Here is a 5710-nt window from a genome sequence, read left to right as displayed (position 1 = left end):
GCCCCACCGCCGCCCAGGCGGAGGCTGGGGTTGATCTTCGGCACGCTAGTCTTCGTCGTCGCGCTGGTCGCGGGGACCGGAATCTGGACGGCGACGCACCGTCCCCGAGTATCGCGGCCTGACATCCTGGTTCCGAACACCACCGCGGCACCCCGGCAACGAACATCCCGACCACCAGCGGCGCCCCGACAGTGACTGCGGCGCAACTGGATTCGATCCTGGTCCCGGTGGAGCAGGTCAACACCATCGTCGGCACCACCGGCCCGCTCAGCGGCAATCCGCCTAACATCGCCCTGCAATGCACCCTGGGCAACAATCCGGTGGTGTGCCAGCACGTGCTGTACTTTTTATGGTTTGCCTCAAGAATTCGGTAATGATCACGATTCCGCGACCCTGCTGGAGCACGTGAGTTCGTGGGTGGGTACCAGACTGAACTATGCGCCCGGCTCCAGCGATTCGATTGACGGAGCGGTGGCGACCGATACCGCGTTTCTCGACAATCAGGGGCGCGAGCCTGCTCATCAAGCTGGCGGTGACCGCTGTGGTTGATGACGACCTGCCCGCGGATTCGATCGACCAACTGGTTTCGATCCGCTAAGCGTAGTGTGGGGATGTCGGCGATACCTCGCACCCGGCTACTCAACGCCATGTCGTCGCCGATTCTAATGATCTGGCTACACAATTCTGCCGTCAAAGCCCAGATGAAAAGGATGGATCCGTCGTTCCGTGAAAAGGCTCTGGGCTTCCGGTCTTTCAGCGATTTCCTGCGGTCCCGTGGTGACCTCGTCGAGCTCGACGAGACCAGCACCACGCATCTGGTGCGGCTACGCGGCGAACCTAACCCGGGGTGTGCCGAGGCTCAGGCGCTGACCTTGCGGCGGCGGTTGGCGCGCGGCTTGACCGCCGGGGCCGGGCCGCGGCCCACGACCTCGGCGAGGAACTTGCCTGTGTAGCTTTCCGGCGCCGCGGCGACGTCCTCCGGAGTTCCCTCGGCCACCACAGTTCCGCCGCCGGCACCGCCTTCGGGGCCCATGTCGACGATCCAGTCCGACGTCTTGATCACATCCAGGTTGTGCTCGATCACCACGACCGTGTTGCCCTTGTCGACGAGGCCGTTGATGACGTTGAGCAGCTTACGGATGTCGTCGACATGCAAGCCGGTGGTGGGCTCGTCGAGGATGTAGATGGTCCGGCCGGTCGAGCGCTTCTGCAGTTCGGACGCCAGCTTGACCCGCTGCGCCTCACCTCCGGACAACGTCGGGGCCGGCTGGCCCAACCGGACATAGCCGAGACCCACGTCGACCAGGGTGCGCAGGTAGCGATGAATACTGCTGATCGGCTCGAAAAACTCAGCCGCTTCCTCGATCGACATGTCCAGCACTTCGGAGATGGTCTTGCCCTTGTAGTGCACCTCCAGCGTCTCCCGGTTGTACCGGGCGCCATGGCACACCTCGCACGGCACGTACACGTCGGGCAGGAAGTTCATCTCGATCTTGATCGTGCCGTCACCGGTGCACGCCTCGCAGCGACCGCCCTTAACGTTGAACGAGAACCGGCCCGGTTGGTAGCCACGGACTTTCGCCTCGGTCGTCGCCGCGAACAGGGTGCGGATCTTGTCGAACACCCCGGTGTAGGTGGCCGGGTTAGAGCGCGGGGTGCGACCAATCGGCGACTGATCCACCCGCACCAGCTTGTCCAGGTGGTCCAGGCCGGTGACCCGGGTGTGCCGGCCCGGGACCTGCCGGGCACCGTTGAGCCGGTTGGCCAGCACGGCCGCCAGGATGTCGTTGACCAGTGTCGACTTGCCGGAACCGGACACACCGGTCACCGAGGTCAGCACGCCGAGTGGGAACGAGACGTCGATGCCGCGCAGGTTGTGCTCGCGGGCTCCGACAACCATGAGCTTGCGTTTGTGATCGACGGGACGCCGATGTTTGGGCGTGGCAATGCTTTCCCGGCCCGACAGGTAGGCGCCGGTGATCGACTTCTCGTTGCGCAGCAGCTCCTCATACGTCCCACTGTGCACGATCTCGCCGCCGTGTTCCCCGGCGCCCGGGCCGATATCGACGACCCAGTCGGCGTGCGCGATGGTGTCCTCGTCATGCTCGACGACGATCAGGGTATTGCCCAAAGCCCTTAGCCGCGTGAGGGTTTCGATGAGACGACGGTTGTCGCGCTGGTGCAGCCCGATAGACGGCTCGTCGAGCACGTAGAGCACCCCGACCAGGCCGGAACCGATCTGGGTGGCCAACCGAATGCGTTGCGCCTCACCGCCGGACAGCGTGGCCGCCGCCCGGGACAGCGACAGGTGCTCCAGCCCCACGTCGAGCAGAAAACCCAGCCGGGACTGGATTTCCTTGAGCACCTGCCCCGCGATCGCCTGCTCACGCGGACCGAGTGTGAGGGCGTTAAGGAAGTCGGAACAATCGGCTATCGACAGCTCGCAGACCTCGGCGATGGACTTGGCAGCGCGCTCCCCCCCAAACTCTCCCGTCAGTGTCACCGCCAGGACCTCCGGCTTGAGCCGGGTCCCCTCGCACACCGGGCAGGGGATATCGCGCATGAACCCCTCGTAGCGCTCCTTCATCTGCTCGGATTCGGTCTGCTCCATCTTGCGTTGCAGGAACGCGAGCACACCCTCGAAATCTGCGTAATACGAACGGGTCCGGCCGTACCGGTTGCGGTACCGCACATGCACCTGATGGTCGGAACCCTCGAGAATCGCCTTGCGCGCCTTAGCCGGCAGCTTGCGCCACGGCGTGTCGACGTCGAATCCCAGCTCCTCGCCGAGGCCGGCCATCATCCGGGTGAAGTACTCCGCGGTGTGTCCCGACGACCAGGGCACCACAGCGCCTTCGGCCAGGGTGCGGTCCGGGTCCGGCACCACCAGATCCGGGTCGACCTCCTTGCGGATGCCCAGTCCCACACATTCCGGGCAGGCGCCGTACGGCGAGTTGAACGAGAACGACCGCGGTTCCAGGTCGTCGACGGCCAGCGGGTGTCCGTTGGGGCAGGCCAGCTTCTCGGAGAACCGCTGCTCGCGCGGGTGGTCGTGCTCGTCACGATCGTCGGGGAACTCCAGCACCACGATGCCGTCGCCCAGGCCCAGCGCCGTTTCCACCGAGTCGGTCAGCCGTTGCTTGGCGGCCGCCTTGACCGTCAGGCGGTCCACCACCACCTCGATGTCGTGTTTCTCCTGCTTCTTCAGCTTCGGCGGATCGGTCAGCGGATGCACCACCCCGTCGATCCGAACCCGGCTGTACCCCTGCGCATTAAGCTTGTCGAACAGGTCGGCGAACTCGCCCTTGCGGGTGCGCACCACCGGGGCCAGCACCAGAAATCGGGTGCCCTCCGGCATCGCCAACACCTGATCGACGATCTGCTGCGGCGTCTGGCGGGCGATCCGCTCGCCACACACCGGGCAGTGCGGGCTGCCCGCCCGGGCGTACAGCAGCCGCAGGTAGTCGTACACCTCGGTGATCGTCCCGACGGTCGACCGCGGGTTGCGGTTCGTCGATTTCTGGTCGATCGACACCGCCGGCGACAGACCCTCGATGAAGTCGACGTCAGGCTTGTCCATCTGCCCCAGGAATTGGCGGGCATACGCCGACAGCGACTCGACGTAGCGGCGCTGGCCCTCGGCAAAGATGGTGTCGAAGGCCAGCGACGACTTGCCCGAACCCGACAGCCCGGTGAAGACGATCAGCGAATCGCGTGGCAGGTCGAGGTCGACGCCGCGCAGGTTGTGCTCGCGGGCGCCCTTGATGATCAGGCGGTCAGCCACGCTACCCCTCTCCTGGTGTGTTGCCGGGCTACCGGCGGCCAGTGCGCACGGCGCATTTTATGCTAGGTGCCCCCACCGACAAGACGCCCACCCCAATCCGCGGACCAGTAACCTGTCGCATATGCCCATCGTCGACGACAACTACACCGGTCACGTCAACCCTGGTACCGCCGCCCGCCGCACCCTGCCCGGGGTGACGATCATCAAAGCGTCGGTCGGCCCCATGGACAACAACGCCTACCTGGTCACGTGTTCCGAAACCGGCGAAACCCTGCTCATCGACGCGGCCAACGACGCCGACCTGCTGCTCGACCTGATCCGCGAGCACGCGCCCAAGCTGTCGCTGATAGTGACGAGCCATCAGCATTTCGACCATTGGCAGGCGCTGGAAGCCATGGCCTCGGCCACCGGGGCGCCGACGGCCGCTCACGAGATCGACGCCGAACGGCTGCCGGTCAAACCCGATCGGTTGTTGGCCCACGGCGACACCGTGCAGGTCGGCAAACTCACTTTCGACGTCATCCACCTGCGCGGCCACACGCCCGGATCGGTCGCGCTCGCGCTGAACGGCCCGGCCACGGCCGGCATCACCCAGCTGTTCACCGGCGACTGCCTGTTCCCCGGCGGGGTCGGCAAGACCTGGCAGGAGGGCGATTTCACGCAGTTGCTCAACGACGTCACCAGCCGGGTCTTCGAGGTGTATGCGGATGCCACCGTCGTCTACCCCGGCCACGGCGACGACACGCAGTTGGGCGCGGAACGCCCGCACATCGACGAGTGGCGCGAACGGGGCTGGTAAGCCTTCAGGACCCGGTCAGGACGTGGTGTGCACGATCAGCACGTCGACCGTCGCGCGGCGGGAGACGTTGGCCGGTACCGAACCCAGCAACCGGCCCGCGATGGTGCTCAGCCCGACGTTACCCACCACCAGCAGGTCGGCCTTTTCCTCTTCGGCCAGGCTGACTAGCGCGTCCACCGGTGCACCGACGATCGGGCGCTCCTCGATGTTCTTCGCGCCGGCGGCGTGCGCCCGTTCCTTGGCGTCCTGCAGGATCGCGTAGATCGGGGCGGTTCCGGATACCTTGTAGCTTTCGTCTTTCAGGAGGTCGACGGCCCGGCCGTCCTGCGGCTGGGGCAGGTAGGCCGACGCGATGATCAGCTTGGCGTCGGCCCCGGCGATGGTGGCCGCCCGTTCGACGGCACGTAACGACGAGTCCGAGCCGTCAGTGCCGACCACCACGGTCCGATAAGCGGACATTTACCCTCCCAGTGTCGTTTGCCCAGGCCAACCCCAAGACAGTAGAGCATTGTCCGATCCAGATGGGTCAGATTAACAACTCAACCGCGGCGTGGCGCAAGCCTGCATTTGGGTCGCCACGCTGCGACGATGGGCGCCGGCGCCGAGAATCACGTGATGGCAGACCGCGGTTTGGACCCGAAGGCGTTGTGTAACGGCCGTTTCCAGAAACGACGAATCCGAGGGGTGGCGACGCCGGGCGAACCGGACCCGAATCATCGGTGACCAGGTTCATCCGGCGCGCCTTAAAGTGACAAGCACCATGGCTACGCCCGCGCTCGAACACAGTCCCCCGGATGTCCCGGCCGTCGACGCCGGATCCGGGCACGCGGCTACGCGCGGAAGATTGCTCGACCCGTGGGCGATCGGTGTGCTGGCCGCGGTGATCAGCGCGGCCTGGGCCAGTCAGCCGTCGCTGTGGTTCGACGAGGGCGCGACCGTCTCGGCCGCGGCCAGCAGGACGTTGCCGGAATTGTGGCGGTTGCTGGGCCACATCGATGCCGTGCACGGTTTGTACTACCTGCTGATGCACGGCTGGTTCGCGATCTTTCCCCCGACCGAGTTCTGGTCGCGGCAGCCCAGCGCGCTGGCCGTCGGCGTCGCCACCGCCGGGGTGGTCGTCTTAACCC

The 5710-nt window shown here is 65.9% G+C and carries 5 protein-coding genes and 3 pseudogenes; 6 read left to right on the top strand and 2 right to left on the bottom strand.

The features are described 5' to 3' along the window. From FQ389_RS20960 to FQ389_RS17215, 4 genes and pseudogenes are all read left to right on the top strand, one after another. The coding region (locus FQ389_RS20960) for a hypothetical protein (protein WP_260860867.1) at nucleotides 1-195 on the top strand (195 nt) is incomplete at its 5' end. Continuing rightward, complete coding sequence (locus tag FQ389_RS17225; RefSeq protein WP_144209848.1) at nucleotides 192-374, top strand: sensor domain-containing protein; 183 nt, start codon at nucleotides 192-194, stop codon at nucleotides 372-374. The genes FQ389_RS20960 and FQ389_RS17225, both read left to right, overlap by 4 nt. Next, nucleotides 346-598: pseudogene (locus FQ389_RS21520) on the top strand (transglutaminase); the annotation flags it as partial. The gene FQ389_RS17225 and the pseudogene FQ389_RS21520, both read left to right, overlap by 29 nt. 73 nt (nucleotides 599-671) lie before the next feature. Continuing rightward, nucleotides 672-830 (top strand): annotated as a pseudogene (locus FQ389_RS17215) (OST-HTH/LOTUS domain-containing protein); the annotation flags it as partial. Nucleotides 831-859: 29 nt separating this feature from the next. On the opposite strand, the gene uvrA reads toward FQ389_RS17215, so the two are convergent. Further along, on the bottom strand, nucleotides 860-3784 hold the full coding sequence (gene uvrA / locus FQ389_RS17210) for an excinuclease ABC subunit UvrA (RefSeq protein WP_144209845.1): 2925 nt from the start codon (nucleotides 3782-3784) through the stop codon (nucleotides 860-862). Between the two features lie 121 nt (nucleotides 3785-3905). On the opposite strand from uvrA, the gene FQ389_RS17205 reads away from it, so the two are divergent. Continuing rightward, nucleotides 3906-4583, top strand: a complete 678-nt coding sequence (locus tag FQ389_RS17205; RefSeq protein WP_144209842.1) for an MBL fold metallo-hydrolase — start codon at nucleotides 3906-3908, stop codon at nucleotides 4581-4583. Between the two features lie 15 nt (nucleotides 4584-4598). Here the strand turns inward: FQ389_RS17205 and FQ389_RS17200 are convergent, their stop codons facing one another. Beyond that, nucleotides 4599-5042 (bottom strand): universal stress protein, encoded by a 444-nt coding sequence (locus FQ389_RS17200; protein ID WP_144209839.1) that lies wholly within the window; start codon nucleotides 5040-5042, stop codon nucleotides 4599-4601. Between the two features lie 301 nt (nucleotides 5043-5343). Between FQ389_RS17200 and FQ389_RS17195 the strand changes: the two are divergent. Further along, nucleotides 5344-5710: pseudogene (locus FQ389_RS17195) on the top strand (glycosyltransferase family 39 protein); the annotation flags it as partial.

Source organism: Mycobacterium tilburgii, assembly GCF_902168065.1.
GTDB lineage: Bacteria > Actinomycetota > Actinomycetes > Mycobacteriales > Mycobacteriaceae > Mycobacterium > Mycobacterium tilburgii.
Note: the sequence above shows the minus strand (reverse complement) of the source record. Positions and strands in the feature narration are given on the sequence as shown.

Excerpts from the sequence above, each read along its gene's own strand:
- FQ389_RS17205 (WP_144209842.1), top strand. The coding sequence starts at position 3,906 with ATGCCCATCGTCGACGACAACTACACCGGTCACGTCAACCCTGGTACC.
- FQ389_RS17200 (WP_144209839.1), bottom strand. The coding sequence starts at position 5,042 with ATGTCCGCTTATCGGACCGTGGTGGTCGGCACTGACGGCTCGGACTCG.